20 protein-coding genes and 1 pseudogene are annotated in these 25,049 nt (G+C 69.5%); 8 read left to right on the top strand and 13 right to left on the bottom strand.

What is annotated here, in order from left to right; all coding sequences use genetic code 11:
• The first annotated feature begins 213 nt into the window (after positions 1-213).
• Entirely contained in the window at positions 214-1,137 is a 924-nt protein-coding gene (locus AB0G84_RS06070) for a glyoxalase (protein WP_361316135.1), read from the top strand.
• 139 nt (positions 1,138-1,276) lie between these two features.
• Here AB0G84_RS06070 and AB0G84_RS06065 read toward each other — a convergent pair whose 3' ends face one another.
• Positions 1,277-1,753: a hypothetical protein gene (locus tag AB0G84_RS06065; RefSeq protein WP_361316133.1), complete on the bottom strand. Its 477-nt coding sequence runs from the start codon at positions 1,751-1,753 to the stop codon at positions 1,277-1,279.
• A complete protein-coding gene (locus tag AB0G84_RS06060) occupies positions 1,734-4,460 on the bottom strand; it encodes an AAA family ATPase (protein WP_361316131.1) in 2,727 nt (908 codons plus the stop codon). The genes AB0G84_RS06065 and AB0G84_RS06060 overlap by 20 nt, the downstream gene beginning before the upstream one ends.
• Positions 4,461-4,758: 298 nt before the next feature.
• Here AB0G84_RS06060 and AB0G84_RS06055 point away from each other — a divergent pair, with 298 nt between their 5' ends.
• Positions 4,759-5,622, top strand: a complete 864-nt coding sequence (locus AB0G84_RS06055) for an LLM class flavin-dependent oxidoreductase (RefSeq protein WP_361316128.1) — start codon at positions 4,759-4,761, stop codon at positions 5,620-5,622.
• 380 nt (positions 5,623-6,002) lie between these two features.
• Complete coding sequence (locus tag AB0G84_RS06050) at positions 6,003-6,854, top strand: NmrA/HSCARG family protein (RefSeq protein WP_361316126.1); 852 nt, start codon at positions 6,003-6,005, stop codon at positions 6,852-6,854.
• A 636-nt stretch (positions 6,855-7,490) separates the two neighbouring features.
• On the opposite strand, the gene AB0G84_RS06045 is transcribed toward AB0G84_RS06050, so the two are convergent.
• Positions 7,491-7,982, bottom strand: coding sequence for a hypothetical protein (locus AB0G84_RS06045; protein WP_361316123.1), 492 nt, complete (start codon positions 7,980-7,982; stop codon positions 7,491-7,493).
• Between the two features lie 407 nt (positions 7,983-8,389).
• Here AB0G84_RS06045 and AB0G84_RS06040 point away from each other — a divergent pair, with 407 nt between their 5' ends.
• A complete protein-coding gene (locus tag AB0G84_RS06040) occupies positions 8,390-8,566 on the top strand; it encodes a hypothetical protein (RefSeq protein ID WP_361316121.1) in 177 nt (58 codons plus the stop codon).
• 118 nt (positions 8,567-8,684) lie between these two features.
• Here the strand turns inward: AB0G84_RS06040 and AB0G84_RS06035 are convergent, their stop codons facing one another.
• Together AB0G84_RS06035 and AB0G84_RS06030 are read right to left on the bottom strand one after the other, a co-directional pair.
• On the bottom strand, positions 8,685-10,346 hold the full coding sequence (locus AB0G84_RS06035) for an MFS transporter (protein ID WP_361316118.1): 1,662 nt from the start codon (positions 10,344-10,346) through the stop codon (positions 8,685-8,687).
• Positions 10,343-11,893, bottom strand: a complete 1,551-nt coding sequence (locus AB0G84_RS06030; protein WP_361316116.1) for an FAD-dependent oxidoreductase — start codon at positions 11,891-11,893, stop codon at positions 10,343-10,345. Before AB0G84_RS06030 ends, AB0G84_RS06035 begins: the two co-directional genes overlap by 4 nt.
• 310 nt (positions 11,894-12,203) lie before the next feature.
• Here AB0G84_RS06030 and AB0G84_RS06025 point away from each other — a divergent pair, with 310 nt between their 5' ends.
• Complete coding sequence (locus tag AB0G84_RS06025) at positions 12,204-13,637, top strand: aminotransferase class V-fold PLP-dependent enzyme (protein ID WP_361316113.1); 1,434 nt, start codon at positions 12,204-12,206, stop codon at positions 13,635-13,637.
• Positions 13,638-13,806: 169 nt separating this feature from the next.
• Here the strand turns inward: AB0G84_RS06025 and AB0G84_RS06020 are convergent, their stop codons facing one another.
• The gene (locus AB0G84_RS06020; RefSeq protein WP_361316110.1) at positions 13,807-15,252 is read right to left on the bottom strand and encodes an oxygenase MpaB family protein; all 1,446 of its coding nucleotides are present in this window, start codon (positions 15,250-15,252) and stop codon (positions 13,807-13,809) included.
• A 412-nt stretch (positions 15,253-15,664) separates the two neighbouring features.
• Between AB0G84_RS06020 and AB0G84_RS06015 the strand changes: the two genes are divergently transcribed.
• Positions 15,665-17,017, top strand: a complete 1,353-nt coding sequence (locus tag AB0G84_RS06015; protein ID WP_361316107.1) for a cytochrome P450 — start codon at positions 15,665-15,667, stop codon at positions 17,015-17,017.
• 187 nt (positions 17,018-17,204) lie between these two features.
• On the opposite strand, the gene AB0G84_RS06010 is transcribed toward AB0G84_RS06015, so the two are convergent.
• From AB0G84_RS06010 to AB0G84_RS05990, 5 genes and pseudogenes are all read right to left on the bottom strand, one after another.
• On the bottom strand, positions 17,205-18,389 hold the full coding sequence (locus AB0G84_RS06010) for an SGNH/GDSL hydrolase family protein (RefSeq protein WP_361316104.1): 1,185 nt from the start codon (positions 18,387-18,389) through the stop codon (positions 17,205-17,207).
• 78 nt (positions 18,390-18,467) lie between these two features.
• A pseudogene (locus tag AB0G84_RS06005) lies at positions 18,468-18,663 on the bottom strand (TetR-like C-terminal domain-containing protein); the annotation flags it as partial.
• A 160-nt stretch (positions 18,664-18,823) separates the two neighbouring features.
• On the bottom strand, positions 18,824-19,516 hold the full coding sequence (locus AB0G84_RS06000; protein ID WP_361316101.1) for a DUF4232 domain-containing protein: 693 nt from the start codon (positions 19,514-19,516) through the stop codon (positions 18,824-18,826).
• Positions 19,517-19,784: 268 nt separating this feature from the next.
• Positions 19,785-19,925, bottom strand: coding sequence for a hypothetical protein (locus AB0G84_RS05995; protein WP_361316099.1), 141 nt, complete (start codon positions 19,923-19,925; stop codon positions 19,785-19,787).
• Positions 19,926-20,004: 79 nt separating this feature from the next.
• Positions 20,005-20,364, bottom strand: a complete 360-nt coding sequence (locus AB0G84_RS05990) for an excisionase (RefSeq protein ID WP_361316096.1) — start codon at positions 20,362-20,364, stop codon at positions 20,005-20,007.
• A 67-nt stretch (positions 20,365-20,431) separates the two neighbouring features.
• On the opposite strand from AB0G84_RS05990, the gene AB0G84_RS05985 reads away from it, so the two are divergent.
• Complete coding sequence (locus AB0G84_RS05985; protein WP_361316093.1) at positions 20,432-21,403, top strand: Clp protease N-terminal domain-containing protein; 972 nt, start codon at positions 20,432-20,434, stop codon at positions 21,401-21,403.
• Positions 21,404-21,585: 182 nt separating this feature from the next.
• Positions 21,586-22,701 carry an FAD-dependent monooxygenase gene (locus tag AB0G84_RS05980; RefSeq protein WP_361316090.1) on the top strand — a complete coding sequence of 372 codons (1,116 nt, stop codon included), beginning with the start codon at positions 21,586-21,588 and terminating at the stop codon, positions 22,699-22,701.
• Between the two features lie 262 nt (positions 22,702-22,963).
• On the opposite strand, the gene AB0G84_RS05975 is transcribed toward AB0G84_RS05980, so the two are convergent.
• The gene (locus tag AB0G84_RS05975; RefSeq protein ID WP_361316087.1) at positions 22,964-23,890 is read right to left on the bottom strand and encodes an immunity 49 family protein; all 927 of its coding nucleotides are present in this window, start codon (positions 23,888-23,890) and stop codon (positions 22,964-22,966) included.
• A gap of 447 nt (positions 23,891-24,337) precedes the next feature.
• Positions 24,338-24,688 carry a hypothetical protein gene (locus AB0G84_RS05970; protein WP_361316084.1) on the bottom strand — a complete coding sequence of 117 codons (351 nt, stop codon included), beginning with the start codon at positions 24,686-24,688 and terminating at the stop codon, positions 24,338-24,340.
• Positions 24,689-25,049 lie beyond the last annotated feature (361 nt).

Genomic DNA, 25,049 nt, shown 5'->3' with positions numbered 1-25,049 from the left:
GTGGCCTCGACCCGCTCGAACTCCCCTCCGCCGCCCACATCGTGCGGCGATCCGAACCCGACGCCCGCCCCGGGCCCCGCTGGGCCCCGCCCGCGACCTGAGCACCTCCGCATCCACCCCACCACCGACCGACTCCTCCGCCCAGCAACAGACCCGCGCCCGACCACCGGCACAGCAAAAGCCGGGGCGCGAACGACGACCGGGAGGTCCCTCATGAAGCACCGCTTTGCCCGCCGGGTGGTCCCTTTGGTGGCGGCGATCGTCACACTCACGGCGATCCCCACCGCCTCGGTGGCCCAGAGCACCCCGACGAGGCCGCCGGGCTCGCACCGGCAGTTCTCCGTCGGCCCGCAGTACGACTCCACCCACGTCTATGTAAAGCCGGGCACGGAGCAGGCGTTCGTGGCCAGTTGGGTGTCCACCTTCGGGGGGACCACGGTCGGACCGACCGCCACCCAGGTGACGCCCACGCCCAGCCGGACGCTGTCCGAGCTGGTGCTCTCCCCGGTCGGCACGCTGTCGGTGTTCGACTACACCACGCCCGTCCCGTACCCGTTCGGCACCGAGCGCACCGGCTGGCTGGTGACCGATCTCGACCAGGCGGTGCGGGCCGCCCGGGCCGACGGCGCGGCCGTGACCGTGACGCCCTTCGCCGATCCGATCGGCCGGGACGCCGTCGTCCAGTTCCCCGGCGGGGTCAGCGCCCAGCTCTACGTGCACACCACTCCGCCGTCCTACCCCAAGCTGGCGAGCGTGCCCGAGAACCGGCTCTACCTTTCGTCGGACGCGGTGCACGCCTTCCTGCGGAGCTACCTCTCCTTCACCAAGGGCCGCATCGTCTCCGACGACCGGCGGGCCGACGGCGCCTCGATCGGACTGCCCGGGACGACGTACCGGTTCCTGCGCCTCACCTCCGGCTTCGGCACCACCACGGTCACCGTGACGGACGGCCACCTGCCGCACCCCTTCGGCCGCGAGCTCACCGGCTACGGCGTGCCCGACCTCGGCGCAACCCTGAAGCGGGCGAGGGCCGCCGGCGCGTCGGTGCTGTGGGGGCCGGTCACCGTGGGCAGCCGGGACAGCGCGATGGTGCAGTTCCCGGGCGGCTACCTCGCGGAGATCCACGCCGACCGGTGACCGATGCAATATGACGAACCGTCAAATCCGCATCGCTGGAGGGCCGTCGGCGGCTTCGTGCCCGCCAGGCCCACCGTTGCGGCTCACACCACGATGCCGTATCCGTCCGGGCAGGCGGCCTCCCCCGGCTTGTCGACCGTCAGCGGCGGCCGCACGGTGTCCGGTGTGAGGCCCACGCCGGCACGAGCCTGCCACTCGCGCGGGGAGACCCCGTAGGCGGCTCGGAACGCCCGGCTGAAGTGACTCGGAAGCGCTCCGGGTAGTGAACGGCGTACGGGCGCGCCGTGTCGTACAGGAAGAGCCCGCCCGGCGGCACCTCCACACGGCGCCCGTCCTGCTCCAGGACCGCACGGCCCGACACCTGCACGCCGGCCCCGACCTGCGGCTCGCTCCGCGGAGCCCGCGCGATCAGCGCCTCCGTACACGAGAGTCGGACGGCGTCCGCCTCCAGCGTGGAGATCCGCACGTACCCGAGCCGGTGGGACACCAGGAGCCCGTCGAACGGCCGCCCGGGGAGCGGGAGCACCTCCACCGGCACCAGCCGCAGGGCCCGGCCCGGTGCCCGGGAAGGCCGGTCGGCTCGGTGTTCCGGCAGGTCAGCCGCTGTCGAGGGCATAGGCGAGGGCAGCTCGCGAGGTGATGCCGAGCTTCGGGAAGATCTTGTAGAGGTGGGCCGCGACGGTGCGGGGCGACAACTGGAGCTGCCGGCCGATCTCCTTGTTGGTCAGACCGGTCGCGGCCAGCCGGGCGATGCGCAGCTCCTGGCCGGTGAGGCCGGACGGCTCCGCGGCCGGCCCATCCGGCGGCAGGGCCACACTGTGACCGGAGGCCCGCAGCTCCTCCTCGCACCGGTAGGCCCAGGGGGCGGCCTGGAGGCGGCGGAACACGTGGTGGGCCACGCGCAACACCTCGCGGGCCCCTGGCCGGTGGCGCCGGCGCAGCCATGCACCGTGGGCGAGCCGCAGCCGGGCGAGGTCGAAGGCCCACTGCTCGGCGCCAGGCGTGGCGTACGCGGCACGGTAGGCGGCGTCGGCTTCGTCGTCCTCGGCGGCCAGGGCGGTGGCGGCCGCGAACAGGAAGGCGTGGCGGCCGGAGATCTCCGCGGAGCGTGCCGCCCGTCCCGCCGCGATGTGCGCCCGCGCGTCCTCGTGCCGGCCGGTGTGCACGGCAGCCGTCACCAGGTCGAAGACCAGTGCGTGCCGCCAGGGCTGGCCGCTGGACAGCCGCCCGGGCGGGGTGATCTCGCAGAAGTACGCGTACGCCTCCTCGTAGCGCCGGTGGGCGAGCGCGGCCAGGCCGCGCAGGTGGGTCAGCCGGTCGAGGACGTACCGCATGCGGGCGCGCGTGGCGGTCGGCCTGATGGCCTGCTCGATCTCCCGCAGTCCGGCCTCATCGCCCCGGCCGGCCAGGAAATGGGCGTAGGACTGACGGAACATCAGGGCGTTGCAGTGGTAGCCGAGTTCATCCGCTATCTCGGCTTCGCGCAGGCAGACGGGTGCCTGGTCCCAGTGTCCGAGCAGGAAGTCCTGGTGGCACTTGGCCTTCGCGACCGAGCCCTGGGTGGCGTAGCCGTGCAGCCCGGCGAAGCGCTGCCACAGGTCGCCCTCGGGGCAGTCGAGCGCCGAGGCGGTCCACAGCAGGAGCCAGGCCGCACCGGCCTCCTGCTCCTCGGTCATGTTCCCGGCCACCTCGCGCAGGGTTGCGGCCACGTCCGGGCCCGGATCGGTCCAGGCCCGCAGGCACAGCCGACCCGCCTCGGAGACGTTCTCCCGGTGCCGTTCCAGGGCTCGCCATGCCCAGGGATGGTCCGTGTAGGTGGCGGCCAGCAGCAGTTTGAAGTAGACCTGTTCGGCCAGCCCACCGAAGTCGTCGGCGCCCGGTGCCGTCAGCATGTCGAGGGCTGCGGGCAGCAGTACGGCCGAGGACTCGAAGTCGACGTGGTGGCTCTGGTCGGCGTAGACCACCGCGTACGCGAACAGCGGGGCGACATCCTGCGGAACCGTGCTGACCCGCAGTTCCTCCACAAGGGCCGCGGTGTGGCGCAGCTGCCCGCCGCGGGCCGCCATCACCGCGGCCCACGTGAGCCGGCGGACGCGGTCGCACGAACTGGGGCTGAGGACGGCGGCGCGTTCGAGCAGGAGCGCGCCCTCCGCGTCACCGCCGCGGCGGGCGAGGTCACGACCGGCCTCCTGCAGGCGGCGGGCGAGGTCCTCTTCCGGGAACAGCGCGGCGGACGCCTCGTGGACCAGCCGCCGGGGGTCGTCCGGCACGAGGGCTTCGGCGAGTGCGCGATGGGCCTCTCGGCGCGCGGTGTCGGAGGCCGCGGAGACCACGGCGGTGCGGACCAAGGGATGACGGAACACCAGCTGACCGGTCTCGTCGAGCCGGGCCAAACCGTCCGCCTCGATCCGTTCCAAGGTCTCACTGATGTTCTCGTCCGCGACGGCACGCAGCCACACGCCGCTGCTGAACTCCGGTCCGGTGGCCAGTGCGCCCAGCAGGAGGAGACGCCCGATCTCGGGTGTCACCGCTCCCAGCCTCGCGGCGAACATCCGCTCCAGTTTCCGCCCCAGCGGCAGCCGTTCCGGCAACGGAGCGGCCCCCCTCTGCTGGGCGGCCGCCAGTTGGCGCGGTAGCTCCACCAGCGCCAGGGGGTTGCCGGCCGCCTCCGTCAGGACCCGGTCCCTGGCGGTCGTCGCCAGTTCGGGGTAGCAGGTGCCCAACAGCAGGGCCGCGTCCGCCCGGGGCAGGGCCCGCACCTCGACGGTTTCGGCCGACCACGTCTGAGTGGCCGGGCCATCCGCGCGGGTGGCACCGACGATCACCAGCGGCAGCTCGGCGCCGCGCCGTTGGAGGAAGGCGAAGACGGCCGCGCTCGACGAATCGATCCAGTGCAGGTCGTCCAGGAGCAGCAGCACGGGGGCGGTCCGCACCGCCTCGTCCAGCAGCACCAGGGCGGCGGCGCCGACGGCGAACCCGCTCGGTGTACCGGACCGGACGCCGAGCGCGCTCTCCAGGGCCTCCCGCTGGTGGGCAGACAGGGCGACGGACCGCTGGAGCAACGACCAGAATGCCTGGTGGAGGGCCCCGAACGAGAGGTCCGTCTCCGCCTCCACACCGACCGCGCGCAGCACGGTGAACCCCCGGTCGCCCGCCACGCACTCCGTCCAGGCCAGCAGCGTGCTCTTGCCCACCCCCGCCTCGCCGCGCAGCAGCACGGTGGACCCGCTCGCGCCGTCCTCGGCCTGCACCAGAGCCGCGGTCAGCAGCTCCGTCTCGCGCTGCCGTCCGACCAGGACCGGAACCCGCCTGTCTTCCGCCACTCTCGCCCCCCGGGTCGGCCGGTCTGCTCAATCCCAACCGACCAAGTTTACCGCCCGTCAGGTCCACCCCGGCGCGACTGCGGAGCGCCGGCCGATGCGCGGCGTGGCCGGAACCGGAGCGGGGAGCAGCGGCCTAAAACCGTGTGTACGCCGTCCGTTCCGACATCCCGGCAGCTGTCCCGCTCCTGGACGCCAGGCACTGAGCGGTGATCGAACTCGCCGTAGGCGGTGCATGCCGTGCAGCCGCCTGGCCAGGAATCCGATTGCCCCCTCGCCGCCAGCTGCACATCCTGCTGGGATGCGCTTCTCCATCAACATCCCCAACTTCGGTGACTTCGCCGATCCCCGTAACGTCGCGACCGTGGCGGCTGCCGCCGAACAGGCCGGCTGGGACGGGCTCTTCGTCTGGGACCACGTACTGCACCGGCAGCACCAGGGGCGTCCCTTCGGAGACCCCTGGATGCTGTTGACCGCAGCCGCGCTGGCGACCTCCCGGATCCGACTGGGCACCCTGCTGACGCCGGTCCCCCGATACCGTCCGCAGCAACTCGCCCGCCAAGTGGCCACCCTGGACCACCTCAGCGGCGGCCGGGTGATCTTCGCCGCCGGTCTGGGCGGTCCGATCGAGGACGAATACCACAGTTTCGGCGACACCGCCGAGCCACGCCTCCTCGCCGAGCGGCTGGACGAGGGACTGGAGCTGTTGCGGCGCTTCTGGTCCGGCGAGCCGGTGAACCACGACGGCCGGCACTACGAGGTCCGCGACGTGGCGCTGCTGCCCGCCACCGTGCAGCGGCCGGGTCCGCCCGTGTGGATCGGCGGATTCTGGCCGCATCGCCCGCCCATGCGGCGGGCAGCGCGGTGGGACGGCGCGGTGCCGCTCTTCGAGACGGCCCGGCACGGGCAGGTGCCAGATGCGGCCGAGGTACGGGATCTGGTGGGCTACGTGCGCAAGCACCGTGCGGCCGGGACCGAGCGCCCCTTCGAGTTCGTACTCGGCGGCGCCACGCCCTCAGACGCGGCCAAGGCCAAGGACGTGATCGGTCCGCTGTACGACGCCGGCGCCACCTGGTGGGACGAGCGGCAGGTCCAGACCGGCCCCGACCTGGACCGCCTGCCCCCAGTGCTGCGCCGCATCGAGGCGGGGCCACCGGTGGTCTAATCAGCCGTTCGCTGGTGTGCCAGGCCTGTCGGCGGTCCTTCGGGCGCTTGTTGGGCCGGTAGCTGGGGCCGTTCAGGTGTGCTCGGCCGCGATCCGCTCGGGCGTCAGGTCACGATCCGCTCGGGCGTCAGGTCACGATCCGCGAGGTGGCGGCGCGCGTAGGCCATGACGCGGGTGAGCAGGGTGTCGTCCATGACCGCCCCCAATGACTTGACGCCTTGAGCGCAAAGCCGTGCACCGGGAGGCAATGCGCCAAGCGATCAGGTGCCTACGGTCGGGGGCGCCGCGTGGCTGGGCTTGCCGTCCGAAGCGGATGGTTACGGTGGGGGCCGGTGCGTTGATCCGCTGCCGCGCCTGCCCACAAGGAAGGAAGTTCTTCGATGGTCAATGAGCCGATCCTGGTGCTTGCGGCAACCGGCGGGCAGGGCGGGGCGGTGACCGACGCGCTGCTGGGCCGCGGGGCCCGGCTCCGGGCCCTGGTGCGTGACCCCCAGCGGAGGAATGCACGGGAACTGGCCGACAAGGGCGTCGAAGTGGTGGCGGGATCCCTGAGCGATCGCGGGTCGCTCGCCGCGGCGATGAAAGGGATGGCGGGCGTCTTCGCGTTCACCACTCCCTTCGAGGCAGGCCTGGACGCGGAGGTGGCCCAGGGGCGGGCGATCCTGGCTGCCGCCCGGGACGAGGGCGTACCCCATCTCGTGTTCAGTTCGGTGGCCGGAGCCGACCAGCACAGTGGGGTACCCCATTTCGACAGCAAGGCGCGCATCGAAGCCGAGCTGGTCTCTGGGGAGGTGCCGTATACGATCCTGGGGCCGACGTACTTCTTCGACAACGCTCTGGGCGGTGCGGAGCGCATCCGCAGCGGCGTTCTCGATCTGCCGATGCCGCCCGACCGGCCGTTGCACCAGTTGGCGCGCCCTGACCTCGGTGCGTTCGCGGCAGAAGTTCTGCTCAACCCCGCCCCCTACGTAGGGCGGCGGATCGAGCTGGCCAGCGATGCGCCCACGCCCGCCCAGATGGCGGCCGCGCTCAGCGCGGCGCTGGGCCGGGAGGTCCGCCATGAGCACGTACCGCTGACGGCAATCAGCAATCCGGACATGCATGCGATGTGGACGTTTCTGAACGGACCTGGCTATAGCGTCGACATTCCCGCACTGCACGACGCTCATCCGGAGATCCCCTGGACCGACTTCGCCGACTGGGCGCACGGCACGTTCGCGGGGGCCCGCTGACGAAGCCACGGTCCACGGGCGCCATGGCGGTGGTACGGAAACTGACGCGTGACCGCCCTGTTCGGCAAGCTGCCGGCTGTTCTCTACGGTCGATGGACCTGACACCCTGTCGGGTCGGCAGAACCTCTGGTTGGGCCGCCTCCGGCGCGGGGGGGGCCGCACCTGCTCGGCGCTCTCCTGCGGGTCCACCATGCGCATGACCTCGCCGGGCTCGTGCAAGGTGTGTTCCTCGATGGTGTAGACACGCACCTCGTGACCATCGGGGTCATGCAGCAGCGGCAGCAGCCATCCGCGCAGGCCGCACCAGACGCCGCCGTGCGGCTCACCGAGGACCTCCATGCGAGCGGCGAGCGCCTCGCTCGCGGCGCTGTCGGGCACCGCGAACGCGAAGTAGTCGAAGCCGGCGGCGGCCTCGGCCCGGCCCGGGTCGAGCCGCAGCGCCAGGTCCGGTCCGCCGGTCGGATAGCTCAGCACCATCTCCATCAGAGGCCTCGTTCACCCGCGGACGATGCCACAGGGTCGGGTCAACTGCCAGACGTCGCAAGGACGTTGCTGGTTCCCGCGCGACTCTCCGTGCGGCTTGCCCGGCCGGGGTGGTGCGGTACGCCGCGCGTTCCGATGGGAGACCTGCCACGCCTAACCCTTGCAGCTCTTCCCCCATTTGCGCAGCTGGGAGACGCCCATCGCCAGGAACACCAGCCCGAAGCCCAACCACAGTACGGACCCCAGGACCGCCCCGATGCCGACCTCCCGGAAGCGGCCGTCGCTGCCCACCCAGGACTCGACCACGTCATACTTCTCACCGGCAGCGTAGTCGCCCGCGTCCTCGAGCCTTCCGCTCCACCCGTCGTCGGCACTCCCGCCGCGAGGGGTGAAATCGCCACCGCACTCGTAGTCCGCAGTCTTCCCGCTGCGATTGGTATCGATGCAGTAGCCGACGGTGAAGGTACCGCGCGTGCCCACTAGGCCGGTGGCCTGCACCCCCTGGACGGCGTTGAGAAGGACACCTCCGGCGCCGACGAGGGTGAGGACGAGACCGAGCACCAGCCCGGTGATCCGCCACCCCAACGCCGGCTTCGGCTCTCGCTGCCGCTTCTTGCTCGACCCACGCGATATCGCACTGCTCACTCCAGCACCCTAGCGGTCAGGAGAGGCTGTCCACGCTTCGCGCAAGCGTCGCTGGGCGGCAGCAGCGGGACGTGGCCGTGACGCCCCGGACCCGGCCGTGAGGTGCTCGGATCGCGGTGCGGAAGGCACGGGTGGACCGCCGAAAGGATGAGACGGCCGCCGTCTCGCAGGAGGGTACCCACCGTCCGGTGGATGCCCGGCGGCCCGTCCGTCGCCGAGGGGGAGGTCATGGACGACGACTCCGCGCCCACCTCCGCAACCCACCCCGCACCCCGCCCGGGAGCGAGTCCCCGCCGGGAGCGCCGCCGCCCCGGGCCCGTGAGAGCGGGCGCGCTCGGAGCAGCCCTGCTCACGGTCGCGGCGGTCACACCGCCGAGGACCGGGTGCGGCTCCGGGTCGCGCCGCTGGTGTTCGAGCACGATCTGATGCCGATGCGGCGCATGATGACGGCCGATCACACCGCCGAGCCGGCCGAGGTGGAACGCGGCAGGCGCTACGACACCTCCGCGCAACCACGCCCGTACGGTCCGGAGAAGCCGTGTTCCGTCACGACCTGCGGCGCGGCCTCGACCGGGCCGGATTGACCGCCCCCTGGACAACTACCCCACGGGCGACGACGTCTGGTGCAGGACCTGTTCAGTCGCCAAAGGATGGCAGGGGCCGCACGTACCGCATCGCCCGTCCTCTCCCTCTCCCCTCGGGCTATGTACGGGCGACCGTCAGGTCCTGGCTGATCTCCTCAAGGGAGCGCTGTTTGGTCTCCGGGCATCCCCAGGCGAACACCAGCGCCGCCAGCAGCAGGGGAACCGCGCCGATCAGCGCGGTGGTGGCGATGGAGGGGACGGTGGCCGCGGCGACGGTGAGCGCGAGGATGAGGACGCCACCTGCTTTGGTCATCGCGGCGGCCAGGCCGGTGCCCCGCGAGCGCAGCAGGGTCGGATACACCTCGGCCGCGTACCCCGTCACCACGGCCGCCAGCGAGCTGACCCCGGCCAGCGGCACCACCAGCAGCAGCGAGAGCAGCAGTTGCCGGTCCGCCAGTGCGTCGCCGCCAACCACGAACCCCAGCAGGGGGACCACGGTGATCCCACTCACCGTGACGATGGTCTTGCGGCTTCCCCAGACTCCGTACATCCATGCCGTCAGCACGGTGAACGGCAGGCCCAGCAGGGCGGCGTTGCGTACGACGTAGTTTGATTTGACCGTTGAGTAGCCGAGGTGTTGCAGGTTGGTCGGCACCCACTGCTGGAATCCGTAGGTCATCAGCCCGACGCCGATGCCGAGGACGGTGATCCCGACGGTTGATCCCAGCAGCGGACGGCGGAAGAGCGTGCGGTAGCCGGCCTGCTTGAGCGGTACGTGTGCCTCGGCCTCCTCCGGCTCGGTCTCCTGCACCGCGGCGCCGTAGCGGGCCATGACGGCCTCGGCCTCCTCAGTCCGCCCACGGGCGAGCAGGAAGCGGGGCGACTCGGGGATCCAACGGTTCAGTGCGATGAAGATCAGCCCGGTCGGCAGGCCGATCAGCCACAGGATGCGCCAGCTGTAGGTGGGGATCAGCCATCCCGCCAGCCAACTCGTGATGATGTACGCCCCGGCGATGTTTCCGCCGATGAGCACCATCAGCCAGCCCCGGTGCCGGGCCGGGATGGTCTCGGCTATCAGAGCAAAGGTGATCGGCAGCATGCCGCCCGCGCCGATGCCCATAAGCAGGCACATCACCAGGTTCCAGGTGAAGCCGGGCATGGCCCCGCAGATGCTGGTGGCAACGAAGATCATCCCGGCGAAGATGAGTGAGGCGCGGCGTCCGATCCGGTCGCCGAGCGCGCCCCAGATCCACGAGCCGATGACGGTCCCGGTGATGCCGGCCAGCGGCAACCAGGAGACCGGGATGGTTCCTTGCGGATTGGCGGGCGACTTCAGCCCGTACTCCTCGGCGAAGCCCGGGGCCACAAAGGCCAGCGAGGTCGGCTTCATCACGTCGATCGTCACCGCGATCACCAGGACAATGACCAGTGCGATATGCGCGGGCCGGATCGGTGCGTCGTCCATCGCCCGGACCTGGATGCGGCCCGAGGAACGTTGGATCTCCCTGCTGCGCCGGGGAACGAGCCCGTACAGCGAGGCAAGCAACCCGGCGACGATCAGCACCATGCCGACGATCATTGCCGGGTCCGCCGGCATCCCGACGAGCTGGTAACCCATGTCGCTGGCGTGCAGATACATCGGAAAGTGCAGCAGCACCCCAGCGGTACAGGCCAGCGCGCCCGCCCAGAACGCCAGCGGATGTTCGAACCCGCGGCCAGTCGATGCGCGATGCCCGGGCTTTCTGCGCGTCGAGCCCGCGAACGCTGAGCCCTTCTTCATCGGACCCCTGCCGGCAACATCTCGGCGACCACGGCACGCACCGGCTCGTGGTACGTCTTGTGGTCGGTCCATTCGTTGTAGGCGTGCTCCGGCAGGTGTGTCACCGAGACCAGCTCGCCCGCGCGATAGCGGCGCACGACCGGATGCATATAGAGGGACTCATTCGCCGGATCGTCCTCCCACGCCCGGCCGGTCGCGATGTCGAACGGGTCGATCGCCGGGTATCCAGAGCCGTACTCCACATTGACGATGAGGTAGTCCTGGCCCGCACCGAATTCGGGACGGTGCGCGAGCTGGACGGGCACCTCTTCCCGTAGCCGCGAGGTGCCGTCGTCGTGCAGGACGAGGACGTCGCCGAGGAAACCGAACTGGTTCCACAGCCCGGAGCTACGGTTTATCCGCGCGAGCACGGCGTCCGCCACGGCGCTGGCGTCTGCCGGCAGGTCCTGGCCGGGCCAGGTACGGCCCTCGTAGCGCTGCTCCAGGAAACGGTGCAGCGCACGGGTGGAGTAGCGGAATCCGTGCAGGACACTGCTCGTGTATTTCCTGCGGTCGAGTACTTGGGTGATGGTCCCGGCGAAGAACAGGTCGGGTACGTTCGTCGACTCCCACGCGGGTGTTATCTCCGCGAACCGGTCGTTGAGGGCGAGCCGGGGACGGGCGCTGTCGGTGAAGATCGTCGTGTCCATCTTGAAGCCGGTGCACACGATGACCCGGTCGTAGACATGGGTCATGACCTTGGGCCGCCGGAGATAGCGCTGGGTGACATGGTATTCGGAACCATGCCGCTCGATCCGGTCGATCGTCGCGTCCATCACGAGGTTCTGGGACTTGAGTTGGTAGGTGTCGAGGAAGTTGTTGTTCACTGCCCGTAGATCGCCCGCGAAGTGGGTGCGCCAGGCGAAGGTCAGCGGCTTGGGGCCGAGGACGTGGATGACCGCGGCGTGCGCGATGAGGTTGTCGGCAGTCTCGAAGGCCGAATTTCCCTTGCCGATGATGAGGACGCGCTGATCGTTGAATTGATGCGGGTCCACGGACACATCGTTGTAGGACTCCGCCAATTCGATTCCGGGGATGTCCGGCACATACGGCAGGGCCAGCCCCGTCGCGACCACGACCCGCCTGGCCTGGAACGTCGTGCCGTCCTGCGTGGACACGTGGAAGTGGTCGTCACGAGTGATCCCGGTGACGCGGGTGCCGTACTGGATCCGGACCCCGGTCTGCGCCGCGAAGTCGGCGAAGTAGTCGACGAGCAGGTCCGCGTTCGGGAAGTAGTCCTCGCTGTACCGGGTGAAGCGCAGCTCAGGGTCGTCACTGAGCAGTGAATTCCAGTCCATGCGCAGGTTGAGTTCGGGGTCGCTCCAGCCCGTGTGCGGCTTGTTGATGGAGATCAACTGGCGGTGCCGGGGGAACCTCCGGAAGTAGGCTCCGGGCACGTCTTCGGCCTCAAGTATGAGGTAGTCGCGCCCGGTCTTCTCGAGGAAATAACCGAGTTGAAGACCAGCGGGCCCAGCACCAATCACCAGGTAATCAGTGGGTTCCGTCATCGCTCACTCTCCGTCTGCGCTCGTCGGGGATTCACGCAGGCGCGCTTCAACCCGAAGGGGGTCTGACGTCACGGCAATTGGACTGAGGGTGGCCGCGCGACCGCCGAGGGTCAACAAGTCTTGATATCTAGGCCAATTGACCTCTCGGTCACCGAGTGGACACGCGTGGTGCCTCCAGCAGGTGTGGCTGTTGCCGCCGGAATGAATGTACGCGACACGGCGCCATTTGCGCAGTGCGGGTGAACTCGGACTCTGGGCAAACTTCTAGACTTCCTGCCGCTTTCGGGAGAAGTCCCGTACGGTGTTTTCCGTGAGCCACCACTTCCCTCTGGAGCCGGACCGCGCAACCATGGCAGAGATGGGCGGTCTCGTCCTGGATCACGTCATGGATTTCATAACGGAACTGACGGATCGTCCGACAAACAATCCCGTTGGGCCGGCGGCGACAGCCGGCCTGGTAGCGGACTTTCTCGCAGCACCGCCGGAGCAGGCAGGAGACCTGGAAGAGCTGCTCGGCCGGCTCGGTCTTGCCGTCAATTGCGCGCTGGAGACCGCAGGTCCCGGCTACCTTGCCTATGTGCCAGGCGGTGGTCTGTACACCTCAGCGCTCGCCGAGTTCTACACCCTGGGCGTCAACCGCTACGGCAGCATGGCCTTCACCGCACCAGCGTTGGTTGCGTTGGAAGAGAGCGTGCTGCGGTGGATCGCCCAGGACGTCAGCGGCCTTCCGCCCGGGAGCAGCGGCCTGCTCACCACCGGCGGGTCCATGGCCAACTTCTCCGCCCTGGTGACCGCCCGCCACACCCATCTCGGTGAGGACTTCGGGGCCGGAACGGTCTACGTCACCCCGTTCGCAAACCACTCGCTGACAAAGGCGGCACGGCTGGCGGGAATCCGGGAGCGGAACATCCGCGTCGTGCCGTGCACCGACGACCTCCGGATGGATGTCGAGGCTGCGGCAGCCATGATCCGAAGTGATCGTGCCGCGGGACTGCGCCCCTTCCTGTTGATCGGTTCAGCCGGCACCACCCACACCGGCACCGTCGATCCGCTTTCCGCCATGGCAAGCCTGGCCCAGCAGGAGAAACTCTGGTTCCACGTGGATGCGGCGTACGGCGGCTTCTTCGGACTCACCGCGCGCGGACGGCGGCGACTGGCGGGAATGGAACGGGCCGACTCGGTGGCCCTGGACCCCCACAAGACGCTGTTCCTGCCCTTCGGCACGGGTGCCCTCGTCGTCCGGGATCCGGCCAGGCTCTTCGCCGCTCACGAGGGAACGGGTGACTACCTCCAAGACGTTGGCTCTTCCGGTGGGCTGCCCAATTACGCGCACCTGGGTCCTGAACTCACCCATGAGGTCCGCGGGCTGCGCGTCTGGCTACCTCTGCACCTGCACGGCGTGTCTGCCTTCCGTTGCGCTTTGAACGAGAAGCTCGACCTCGCCGAACAGGTTTATGACAAGCTGGCCTGCGTCCCGTCACTGGAACTGCCCTGGCGTCCGGATCTCAGTACGGTGGTATTCCGGATCCGGCCTCGCGACAGCAGTGCTACCGCCGTGGCCGAGGCGGACGAGGCGACCCGCCGACTGCTCGACCGGGTCAACGCAACAGGGCGTGTGCTGCTGTCCAGCACCGTGGTGGGCGGCCGCCAGACCATTCGGATGTGCATCGTCATCCATCGCACGCACAGCGACCGGGTGGCCGAGGCTGTTGAGCTGATCATTGCGGAAGCGCTCAAGGGCTGACCTGCCGCTCAGCCCGGTGGGCGGGTCGGCGCGCAGCCGGGTCTGCACGATCCGGTGCACCGTCAGGCCCGCCCGTGCGGGAGCCGCCACTGAGCCGCCAAGATCATCAGTGGCGCGCCGACGCGGTGGGCGGCGCGCCCTGCCCCGGCACCCTCGCCCGTATCGGGAGCTAGGGGCGTCCGAGGAGTTGGCTGCCGGCCGCATTGTCGGTGCGGGCGGTGAAGTAGTCGGTGAAGGCCTGGACGAATTCGTCTTCGGTGATGCAGCCGTCTCCATCGTGGTCGAGCTGGCGGAAGCCGTGGTTGAGTTCGGCGGGGTGGACCCGGGAGCCGCCGAAGATCGTGCGGTACTCATCGGCGCACAGGTGTCCGCTGCCATCGGTGTCCGCGGCGTGGAAGATCGCCCGCACCGCGATGTGCAACCCCTGCTCGAGATAGGCCGGCCCGGCGTCGATCCCGGTGAGCATGGCGGTGACGAACTCCTCGCAGGTCACCTGTCCGTCGTCGTCGGCATCCATGCCGGTCCGCAGGTGCTGCCACCAGGTCTCGAAGGCGGCATAGACGCGGGCTTCGCGCTCAGGGGTGAGTTCGAGCGGCCAGCACACGTTGTGCGCCATGGCCTGCAGATCGGCCGAGCTGATGCGGCCGTCGCCGGTCTGGTCGAGGACCTGGCGGAAGAAGGTCCGCAGACGCGCCGGGCGGGAATCGGCACCCTTGCGGCGGCGTGGTGCGGGAAGCCGGACAGGGCTTGCCTCCGGCGAGGAAGGACGGTCGGTGGAGACGGTGGGGGGTTGCGAAGTCGAGGAGTTGCCCGCCAGTGGGGTGCGGTAGCGGCGGTGCTCGGGCAGCGCATGCATCAGCACGCGCATGCCACGGTGCAGGAGGAAGGACAGCAGGGCCGCGCGGCGGGTGCGGGGCAAGTTGAAGCGCTCGCGGAAGGCTTCCGGCAGGTCCGCGATGGTCAGCGCACCGATCACGTGGGCAGCCAGCGTGCGCACAAGCGGCCAGGCCGGCTTCAGGTGGCCGAGACGGCGGGGTGCGGGTGCTTCACGGAGCATGTCGAAGAGCAAGTAGCGCACGGGTTCGCTGTATTCGAGGCGCTCGCGGATCGTGCGGTCCACGTACGCGGGCACGTCCGCGGCCGTGGCCGGGAGCAGGTCGTCGGAGAGGCCGAACTCGGTACACACGGCACGGAATTCTCCGTACATCTGGTCCAGTTCAGGCGGCGCCAGCGGGCGTCCGGACAGTTCCCGCATCGCCGTCATGCACTCGTACAAGGTGACCAGTACCCACACCCGCACCGCCGGGTCCAACGCTGTGAACGGCCTGCCCTGCTCGTCGGTCCCGGCCAGGCGGCGGTGCGTGCGCTCCAGACGGGCAACCTCACGGCGCAGCCCTTCACGGTCGGAGAAGAACAGCCGCTTCCCGCTGTCCATGGTGTGCTCGATACGCCGCCACGGGTGCGCGCGGTAGGTGGAGAAGTTGGCCATGCCGGCGGCGACCGCCGGATCCGCGGTCTGCAGAACCAGCAGCCGCCACGCCACCAACCCGATCCGCCACTCCCCCAGCGTGCGGCGCAGCAGCGAATCAGGACCAGGAAGATCAGCGGTAGCCAAGGGGACGTCTCCTCAAGCACGTGTACAGGAATGAGCAGGGGACGTCCGAAGAGCGATCATCCGGCTATCCGCCCAGCCCAACGGTCCTACCGGACTCCGGGAGCGGCCAGGTTCCCGAATTCACCCATCCGAGACACGCCACAGGGCCGCGGAACGGGCGATCCTCGCTGTGCACTGGGCGGCTCATTCCGGCCCCCGGCGCCCTCGACTGACCGAGATCCCGATATCGCACTGAGTGTCCATCGCGCTACCCTCCGTGCTGCATGCGCTGCTCGGCCTGCGGGGACGTCACCGGGCGGTTGGTTCCCGGTGTGACCCGAACGCCTGCACCCGCATCACCGGTCCACAACGTCCCAAGGAGTACTACTCGGTCGCCGGGCAGGCACGGGCCCGCGGCCAAAGGAAGGCACATATGGCCACCGCCGCTCGCCTCACGGCTCCTCCCACCGCTCCCGGACGCCTGCCGCTGATCGGCCACGCACTCGAAATGTGGCGGCGTCCCCTGGAGTTCCTCGATTCGCTCACCGCGTACGACCAGATCGTTGCCATCTACCTGGGACCCACGCCGACCTACGTCCTCGCCGGACCGGAGGTCGTCGACCGGGTGATGGTCGCCGAAGCCGGCCACTTCGCAAAGGGCCGCTCCTTCGAGAAGCTCCGCGACTACCTCGGCGAGGGCCTCGCCACCTCCGAAGGGCCCTTCCACCTCCGCCAGCGGCGCCTGATGCAGCCGGCCTTCCACCACCGGCAGATCGATCACTACGCACGAGCCATGGCGCGGCTGGCCGATGAACGGGTTGCCTCCTGGCAGGCCGGACAGGTCGTCGACGTCACCCAGGAGATGTTTGACCTCTCCCTCGCCATCGTCACCTCCACGCTGTTCTCCACCGCACTCGACGAGCACATTGCCGCGGACATCCGCCACGACGTGCCCGTCGTGCTCCGCGGCGTGTACAACCGGGCCATCGATCCGACCGGCCTCTGGCAGAAGCTCCCCACCCCTGGCAACCGCCGCCTTGCGGCCGCACACGACCGGCTGCGCCGGGCCATCGATCACCTCATCCGCACCCGACGCACCGGCCTCCCCGCCGAGCAGCCGGACCTGCTGTCGATGCTCCTACAGGCCCAGGACGCCGACAGCGGCAACACCATGACCGACCAACAGGTCTACGACGAACTCATCACCCTGCTGGTCGCCGGCACGGAGACAGTGGCAGGCGGGCTGGCTTGGCTCTTCCACGAGCTGGGCCGGCACCCCGCCGTCGACCGGGAACTCCATGAGGAGCTGCGGACGAGGAGCGGCGAGGCGCCTTCGTTCGAACACCTCGGCCGTCTCCCGTACACGCGGCGGGTGGTGGACGAGGCGCTGCGGGTGCGCAACCCCGGAGGCGTCACGATGCGACGAGCGACCACGGACGTCGAACTCGCGGGCTACCGGTTTCCCCCAGGTGCCGAGTTCATGTTCAGCACCCTCGTCCTGCACCGGAACCCGCACCACTTCCACGACCCCCTGACGTTCGATCCCGACCGTTGGCTGCCCGGCCAGAAGGCCGCTCCCCGCGGCGCGTTCCTTCCCTTCGGCGCCGGAAGGCACAGGTGCATCGGTGAATCCTTCGCGCGCGCGGAAATGACCACGGTGGTCGCGGCCCTGGCCCGCCGGTGGCGCCTGGAGCCGCTCCCAGGGGCGCAGGTACGGGGAGTCATGACCTCTACCAACCACCCCGCCAACCTCCTGATGAGAGTCGCTCCTCGCGAAGTGAGGTGACACCGGTGACACCTCGGCAGGCCGTCACCGGCGCACGGGCGACAAAGGCAACGGCGGCACCGCCCCGCCCCGACGGCAGGGGCGGAGCGGCCTGCCGGTGGCGGCCGGGGATCCGGGGGTTGTAGAGGCGCTCCGCCTCGTAGATCTGGCGCTGCTGATGACCGCGGCCAGATCAGGAGCCCGTGCGTCAGGAACGTTCGGCAGCGAACGGGCCGTTGGGGGCGAAGGCCAGGGCGGCGAAGCGTTCACCGATACGGCGGTGTGCGGCGGCATCTGGGTGGAGCTGGTCGGGCAGCGGCAGCTCGGCGAAGTCCGCCTCGCCGTAGAGCTCGCGGCCGTCGAGGTAGTGCAGGTTCGGGTCGTTGGCCGCCCGCTGCTTCACGAGGCGGGCCAGTTCGTCCCGGATGATGTTGAGGGTCAGTTTCCCGACGGCCGTTTCCGCGGGGTCGCCCGCGGCCCGGAACCGGAGCTTTCCCGCGCTGAGGTTGCTGAAGTCCGGGGCGGTGGGGCCGGGGGTGTCCTCGTGGATGGGGCACAGGGTAGGTGAGACGACCAGGAGCGGCGTGGTGGGGTGGCCCTCGCGGATGGTGTCGAGGAAGCCGTGCACCGCTGGAGTGAAGGCGCGCAGGCGCATCAGGTCGGCGTTGACGAGGTTGATGCCGATCTTGACGCTGAGCAGGTTCGCGGGGGTGTCCCGCATGGTCCGCGCGGTGAACGGGTCGAGCAGGGCGCTGCCGCCCAGGCCCAGGTTGATCAGTTCCACGTTGCCGAGACGGGCGGCCAGCGCGGGCCAGGTGGTGGTGGGGCTTGCGGCGTCGGAGCCGTGGCTGATCGAACTGCCGTGGTGCAGCCACACCCTGTGGCCCCCAGCCGGTATGGGCTCGATCGGGGCGTCGGTGCGCAGGGCGACGAGTTCGGTGGTCTCGTTGTGCGGCAGCCAGATCTCGACGTCCTTGACGCCGTCGGGCAGGGCGGTGAAGCGGAGGGTGCCGGCCGGGCCGGGCTGGTTCTCGGCGGTCCCGGTGGTCATGTCGATCACCAGGGTGTTGCCGCCTGTCACGCTGGCCTGGCCGGCCGGGCGGCCGTCCACGAGCAGGTCGTACACGCCGTCCGGGAGGGGCGGGGCGCCCACGTAAACCCGCTTGGTGGGCAGCGTGTCCAGTTCGACGGCGGTGGCCCGGGTGCGGAAGACCAGCCGTACGCCCGACGGCTGGGACTCGGCCATGGCCAGTTGCCCGTCGGCGCACTGGGCACGGGCCCAGGCGGGCAGCCGGTGCGGCAGCGCACCGTGCTCGGTGCGCTCCAGGTCGAGGGCACCGCGCAGGAGGTCTGCGGTGATGGGTGTGGTGAGCCAGTTGCGCTCGGTGTGCATGGTCCCAACCTGTTCTGGATTGTTCGGCTTTACCGATGCGCCGCGCAGGCAGTGGCCTCCGGTGGTACACGGTCCTGGTCAGGGTACGGGCCAATTCCGCAGCAGGGCGTCGAGGCCGTCCAGGATCCGTGACCAGGTTTCCTGCCTGTCGTGGGCGCCCTGGCCGAACCCTCCGCCCAACTCCAGGCTGACGTAGCCGTGGAAGAACGGCCCAACAGCCGGACCGTGTGAGTCCGGTCCGGCTCCTCAGGTCGTAGCCGCGCAGGATCGCCCGTCGTTTTCCAGCGCACCGCATGACGCGCACGGTCGGGAGGCTCCGCGCCCCTCCCAGGACCAGCCGGAAGCGATCGTCAGCACACCGCCGCCGTGCTGGTGGAGTTCGGGACGCACGATGCGGCGCATCCCGAACTGACGCGTCACTGGCCGACGGACCGTCAGAAGTCGTACGGCTTCTTGGTGTTCCAGTTCAGCACGTCGGCCTCGTTCCAGCTGAACTGCGGCTTCTGGCCCGTGAGGTCGACGGAGTAGGAGGGGCCGACCTGACCTTCCGCGCCGCGCAGCGCGAGGGCGAACGACTGCGCCGTGTGGTGCTTCGAGCCGTAGTCGAAGAGGTTCACCGCGCTGTATGCCTTCCCGCCCGGCTGGAGCGTGAGGCGCTTGCTGCCGCCCGGGTTGTCCTTCTTCGAGTGCGGCAGTGCGGCGCCTTCGTCGCCGAGCTTCACGGCCGGGTACGAGGTGACCCAGCACGGCTTGCTGCCCTTGTTCGAGGCGGTGACCAGCAGGTGGTCGCCCTGCTGCCCGGCGAACCGGTGCACCGCGGTGAGCAGCATCTCGTCGCCACGGCACTGCTGGGCGCCGGCCGTAGTGCCCTTGCTCGCGGCCTCGCCCGTCCCGCCCGCGGAGGTCGTCGAGTGCGCACCCTGCTTGGTGTCACCGCCGCTGTTGGCCTGCTCCGAGCCGCCCTTGCCGTCCCCGTTGGACGCGGACTGGCTCTGCGCGGTGCCGGCGGCGTTGTCGCCGCCCGCCGCCTTCGACCCCTCGTCCGCGCCGCCACAAGCGGTCAGGCCCAGCGCCAGCGCGGCGGTGACGGCGGCCAGGGTGGCGGTACGAATCCGAGAAGTACGCATGATCGGGTTCCCCCTGTGTTTCGTGCGGGAGTTTTCTTTGGTCGTTCCCGCGGTGTGGACACCACTTTTCCCGGGGCCACTGACGCTCCGGAAACGCCTCACTCACGTCCCACTAACGAACTGCGCGCAAACGGGTGAGACCGAGCCTCGGGCGGAGACCGCCTCGTAAGGGCACGTCGGCGCGGTCGTCCGCAGGGCCGGTCAACCGATCGACGAGGGAGACTCGGGTGCCCGAGCTTTGGTCGGGGACGGCTGCGGGCAAGGCCGCTCACCACAGCGCGGTGGTCGACACGGACGGGACGAAGGCGCTCTCGTGCCGCGTACCCAACAACGAGGCTGCGCTGCTGGAGTTGATCGGCTGGCCCTTGCGCGACTGGGATGAGATCGCGGTGGATCTGAAGATGCTCACCGCCCGCCGCTACGACCGCAGGCTGCTTCGGTGTCGGTGGCACCGTTCCGGGCCGGTGGCGCGGTGCTGCTCGCGCCGGTCACTTCCGTTCCAGTGCGGCCAGCCGCAGTTCGAGCTGATCAACCCGGTGTCGTAGCAGGGTGACTTGGGCTTCCAGGCTGACTTCCCGCTCCGCCCTGCGCTGAATGCGCGGTGAGGCGGCGGCGCGCTCGATCACCGCGTCCAGCTGGACCAGGCGCTGTGGCCCGTTCGGGCCGTCCACCAGCCGGGACCGGATCTCGCCGTTGCGGTACCAGGACCGCAGGGCCGAGCGGGAAACGCCGGTCTCGGCTTCCGCCTTGGCCAGTGTGACCCAGGGTGTCTCGTCCAGCCGCTCGAACAACTCCAGCTCGCTCTGCCAGCGCGCGAGCCGGTCCTCCCAGTCCGACGGTGTCTCCACAACACCCTCCCTTCAGCATGGCGCCCTATCAATAACAGTGTATTGACAGGGTTGAGAGCATGGAAGCATGTCATTTGAACGGTTCACGGTGAAAGCCCGCAAGGTGGTCGTCACGGCTCAGGAGGAGGCGAGGCAGCTCAAGCACCACCGCATCGGCACGGAGCACGTCCTGTTGGGGCTGCTCGACGCACCGGACAGCACGGCGGCGAAAGTTCTGCACCAGCTCGGGTACGACAAGGAGACGGCGCAGGCCGATATCGCCGCGGTGGTCAAGCCCGGCACGGAGGAGCTGAGCGGCCATATCCCGTTCGCGCCGCGGGCGAAGAAGACGCTGGAACTCGCCCTGCGCGAGGCGCAGCAGCTGCACCACAACCACATCGGTACGGAACACATCCTGCTCGCCCTCATCCGGGAAGGTGAGGGCGTCGGCGCGAAGGTGCTCGCCGAGCGGATCAACCCGCTCAGCAAGATCCGTGCCGCGGTGCTGGCAGCACTGGCGGGATCGCAGGACGTCGCGGCCGGCCCCTGGCCGGCCGGCACACCTGCCGCCGAGGACACCGTATCCACCGCCAGCGCGTTGGCCGGTGGCGCACCGGTCGGCAGCCATCACCTGCTCGAGGCGATGCTGCAGACGGAGAACAGCATGGCGGCCAGGGTGCTGCGCGAACTCGGCGTCGACCCGGACGCGGTCGCCGCCAAGATCGACGAACTGGATCCGGAGGCGACCACGGACGCGAACCCGGAGGAGGCCGCCGCGCGCAAGATGGAAATCCGGCTGGTCGACGATGAGGTGCACCTGATCCTGCGGGACCCGACAACGGTCATGGTCGCCAAGAAGGTCACCGAGCTGTCCGACGGCCCGGTCCAGGGCGTCGGGCCGGTCGCCGGCATGTTCGTCCCGCTCTGGCGCTCGACCAACCAACTGCTGCAGCAGATCCAGCGCATGCTCGAACCGGAACCCGAAGAAGAGGACGGATCCGCCGCGAGCAAGGTGGCCAAGGCCGTGCGCGCGGTGCTCGCGCCCCGGCTCCGCCGGTGAACCGGCTGATCAGAGGGCCGGAACCGGTCGGTGGGACGGGCGAGGACGGGGCGTGATGAGCGCCATCCTCGCCGAGGCGATCGGCGAGTCCGGGATCGCGTTCGGCGCCCCACCGGTGGCGGCCCGCGCGCACCACAGGTTGATGTCCCGTGAACCGGCAACACGATGGAATAGAGGCAACCATGACCATCAGCATCATCGGAGCCGGCTTGGGCGGCCTGGCCCTTGCCCGGGTGCTGCACGTGAACGGCATCGACGCCGTCGTGTACGAACGTGAATCGTCGCGCAGCGCGCGCGGTCAGGGTGGCATGCTCGATCTGCACTCCGGGACCGGGCAGCGAGCGATGCGCGAGGCCGGCCTGATCGACGAGTTCCACGCGATTGCCCGTCGCGAAGGCCAGGACATGCGCCTCCTCCAGCCGGACGGCACCCTGCTGCTCCAGGAGGACACGCCCGACGACGCTCCGCTCGATCGACCCGAGGTCGACCGTGCCGCTCTTCGCGACCTGCTGTTGGACTCGCTCCCCGAACACACGGTGCGCTGGGGGCGCGCGTTCGACTCCGCCGACGATGGCCTGCTGCACTTCGCCGACGGCAGTCGCGCGACGTATGACCTGCTGGTCGGCGCGGACGGCGCCGGCTCCCGGGTCCGGCCGATGCTCACCCACGCCCGACCAACGCACACCGGCCAAAACATCGTCGAGCTCGGTATTCCCGACATCGACCGCGCCCACCCCGACATCGCGGCGATGGTGGGGCGCGGCAACTACTGGGTGCTCGGCAACGGACAATCCCTGTCGGCGCAGCGCAACGGCGACGGCCGCGTACGCATCTACCTCAGCTTCTACAACAGCGCCGAGAACTGGTTGGCGGCCAGTGGGATCCCCTTCGGCGATCCGGCCGCCGCCCGGGTGCGGCTGGCCGAGCTGTTCACCGGCTGGGACTCACGGTTCACCGCACTGATCGCAGCCTGCGACGACACGGTCCTACCGCGGTCGATCGCCACTCTCCCGGTCGGCCTGACCTGGCCGTCGAGACCAGGCGTCACGCTGCTCGGTGATGCCGCGCACCTGATGCCGCCGGTGGGGCAGGGCGCCAACATGGCGCTGCTCGACGGCGCCCTGCTCGGCCTCGCGCTGGCCGCGCACCCGGACGACTATCCCGCCGCCGTCGAAGAATACGAGCGCGAGATGTTCGAACGCACCAGCGCCGCCGGTCGGCAATCCGCGCGCATCCAGGAAATCCTGACGTCGCCCGACGCCAGCCAGAAGATGCTTGCGTTCTTCCAACCGGGCTGAAGGAACGCCCCGCTCGCATCACGGGATGGCTGGGACTTCCACACGCCCCGGGTGCTCCGCATGGGAGGTTGCGGAACACCTGCGGGACAGCCTGCTGGCGCCCCGGTGTTCCGGAACCTCTTGTCGTCCGCTCCGAACCCCTCGTCGTCCGCTCCGGAACCGGCAGAACCGGGCGCGCTACACCGCGTGGACCCGGCGAGCCAGCCGGTCGACATCAACACTCATGCGGGGCAACGCCCGGGACAGTGGCGAAGGCACCAGTTCAGCCACTGATCGGCGGCGCGCCTTCCGGGGTGCTCAGCATGACCTGCGGAAGGTAGGCAGATCGGACGCGCAAGTCCCAGCCGTGTACTTGGACTGCCAGTGCGGCCAGGGCGATGGTCTTGTGCGGCAGGAGGCTGCGGGGCGCCGCATCGGAGGGTGCGCTCTCCCGGTGCTGAACGAGGCGATGCTCCAGAGCCTGCTCGAAGGCCAGCTGGTCATCCTCCAAGAGCACGCGCAGTAGGTGCTGATCTGGCGTCAGCGCCTTGAGGGTATCCAGTTGCCGCCCTGCCGCGGCGCGTTCGTCGGCGGTCGGCTTGCACAGCGTCACCGACGGCCAGTGCCGGGGCAGATGTCCTTCGGCCTGGGTGAGGTAGCCGCACAGGGCGTCCATCTCCGCCAGCTCGCCCGGGTCCGACGTCGATTGCAGCTTCGAATGCGGCAGACCGCGGTGGATGTCAGGCGCAAAGTCACCGCGCAGCAGCAGCCCGATGACCAGGTCCCGTTCCCAGATCATGCCGCTGATCACAGCCAGAGCGAATGCGTCCAGCCAGGTCCGCGCGGTTGCTGCCTGCTCCACAACGGCCTCGAAGTCCTTGTCCTCGCTGCTGAGCTTCTCGCCAACGAGGGTGAAGCAGATCTCTTGATCACCGTTGGGGTAGCAGCCCAGGCTCAGGAGTCCCAGGGCGCACTCGGCCGCCGTGCGCAGGACGATGCGTGACGGGGCGGTGCCGGGCTCGGCGCCAGCCACCGTGCGGGCGGCTGTGTGGTCGAGGAGTTCGTCGCGCATTCCCTGCAGCTCCTCGTCGGAGTAGCAGTCGTATTGCATGGTGTGCCAGCGGCGGTGGGCCCGCCGCTCGATGTCGTCCAGCGCCTGCTCAATCCGCTGCTCACTCACGTCATGCCGGGCTACATCCTTGATCGTCATAAGTGTCATCCTGGCAGCCAGCACTGACACCGTAGTACCCGGCCGTGACCACGCCCGAGGGGCTGATGGTCGCCATGAGCAGCTCCGCGCGGCGGGCGAACCAGGCAGAGGTCGAAACTCGAGTTGAGCTCGACGTCTAAGACGGTGTCCTATGGGGCACACGCCGAACTTCCTGGTCAACCAGCAGGGGACCGCCCTGCTGGTTGGTTCAGTGATGCTTTCTGGTCTCTTCACGGTCTTGCCCACGTCGTAGTGGGTGGCGGGTTGCCGGTTCTTCGAGCCAAGGGGCCTTCCAGGGTATGGAGTTGAGGGCCGCCTCAGCGTCCGGCGAATGCCCAGGCCAGCAACCCAGTTCGAGAAACATTTCGACGAACAAGCTCACATCTGGCCGACGCACCGTCTCGCCTTCGCTGGGGGCTGAGAAACGACGCCGTCGGGTGTGAGTGATCAGTCTCCCTGAGACCAAGCGGCGCTCGGCAGCGACAGATAGACGCCGAAGTCGACGAGCCCGGTTGCGGCGCGGATGTCCGCGTGCAGCGCATCCACGCGCTCTTGGCGGTTGGCTTCCCTGCTGGCGGACCACTTCGACTTGATCTCGATCGCCACCGTCAGGCCGCTACGGTCCAGCGGGCTCAGCGGCCGGAAGCGGATCTCGACATCCCCGGGTTGCAGCTCACCGTCGTACGGCTCCTCGGGGCACTCCACAGCCAGGGACACCAGGTGCGGCAGCACCGAGCCGAGTTCGCGTAGCTGGGGCTCGGGCACCGTGGGCGCATAGGTCACTTCGACAAGCGGCATCCTCGACACCCTAGACGGAGACCAGGCAAAACTGGCAGCCAGAGAAGACCCTGATCACCCTCCAAAGGTCGAAGGGTTAAAGAAGGAATCTGAGCGCCTGTTCGCAAAGCTCTGCTTCGCGTTTGCCCGGCTCATGAATCGAATCGAACGAGACGGTCCCTGGGGTTGAGACCTGTACCGCCCCTCCTGGCTGATCGGCGCTTTGACCAGGGGTGATCGGGCGGCGTAGCCGTGTGGCGTTGGTGGCCTGTCGGGGGTTGTCGGTCCGGTGTCGGTGGCGTATCGGGGCCTGTCGGTCCGATATCGGTGAGGGCTGGCACCTTTCGAGAGGTCCAGCCGGGTGCCCATCCGGCCGTGGGCT

The sequence above is a fragment of the Streptomyces sp. NPDC020742 genome (assembly GCF_040641675.1).
In the GTDB taxonomy this organism is placed as follows: Bacteria; Actinomycetota; Actinomycetes; order Streptomycetales; family Streptomycetaceae; genus Streptomyces.
The sequence above is the reverse complement of the archived record's forward strand: the minus strand, read 5'-3'. Positions and strand labels throughout refer to the sequence as shown.